The organism is Methylobacterium sp. EM32 (assembly GCF_040593685.1).
In the GTDB taxonomy this organism is placed as follows: Bacteria; Pseudomonadota; Alphaproteobacteria; order Rhizobiales; family Beijerinckiaceae; genus Methylobacterium.
Genome location: NZ_JBEXZS010000226.1, coordinates 1 through 1,077 on the forward strand (window position 1 = coordinate 1; position 1,077 = coordinate 1,077).

Consider the following 1,077-nt stretch of genomic DNA (forward strand, 5'->3'; position numbering starts at 1 on the left):
AATGGTGTCGAGGCCGAGTGCCCCTGTTGCGACAGGGGAGGCATCGACGCGCTGAGTGGGCATGGGAATACTTTCAGAGCATGGTGAGCTTCACCACAGCGCTTGCAGGGTAGAAAGACAATTGTAGTATCAATTTTTCAGGATGTGTTAAATTGCTTATCCGGCGCCATCCAAAGGCCGCTCCCGCGGCTGCCATGCAAATGGCTTTTTCCAGGATTTGTGCCGATGCTTATTTGCCGGAGGCCCAGCGTATGAGGGCATTTCCGTCAATTTTTCAACGCGCCGGCGAAATTCTTCATTGGAAGGACTGCGCGCTGAACCAGTGATTAAATTCTTTGCCATGAAAAATTTCTCCCGATAAGTTATATATTATAATCGCTACGATCTACCGTATCGCCGGCTTGGTCGTTAGAAAATAGCGGCAATCTCACTTTCTCTGACAGCGCGATCTCCCATACGAGATCGGATACGGTACGACGCCTCCCCACTCCGATCCTCTGGCATGAGCTGCACAATTTCGAAAGTATCTCCGCTGCTCGTCAACCTGTCGGAGAAGCCGCCTTGAACCATGCGGACTTGTTGGCGCAGTTTGAATTTATGCGACACGTGGCTTGATCCTTTATTCATGATCGGGAAGATCTGCTAGTTCCGCCAAAATGCATTGCAACCACATCTGAGCTTGCGCCTTGCGGGCATCTCGCGCGGCCTGCTGCTTGGCACACAGCTTAACTTTAGCGACTGCGGCATCGGCAGCACGCAGCATTTCCTCAGGCGCCGCAAGCTCGCGCTCACGCACTTGCTGGGCTTCTGCTCTAGCCTACTGGATAATCCGAGTTACTTTTCAAGCAGCTCGTTCTGTCTCTCGCTCGGTCAGACGAATAGCTCTCGCTGCGAAGATAGCCCGCCGTTCGGCTTGCCTGTCCGCAGAGGCCAGGTCGTTCTTGGCGCCCCCCGCCTGAAACCAGGCTTGCAAGGTCTGGCGTGCCGCGGAGGCGGAACCCAGCCTTTCACCCAGAGGCGCTTCATTGCATTTGCCCATGGCTCAGGCTCGGTTCCTGACGAGGGATCGGATTGGGG

The 1,077-nt window shown here is 54.7% G+C and carries 2 protein-coding genes; both read right to left on the reverse strand.

The window, feature by feature from the left end; genetic code table 11:
* Positions 1-619 precede the first annotated feature (619 nt).
* Positions 620-796: a hypothetical protein gene (locus ABZT49_RS28840; RefSeq protein ID WP_167858512.1), complete on the reverse strand. Its 177-nt coding sequence runs from the start codon at positions 794-796 to the stop codon at positions 620-622.
* 45 nt (positions 797-841) lie between these two features.
* Positions 842-1,039 (reverse strand): DUF6481 family protein, encoded by a 198-nt coding sequence (locus tag ABZT49_RS28845; protein WP_355291264.1) that lies wholly within the window; start codon positions 1,037-1,039, stop codon positions 842-844.
* Positions 1,040-1,077 lie beyond the last annotated feature (38 nt).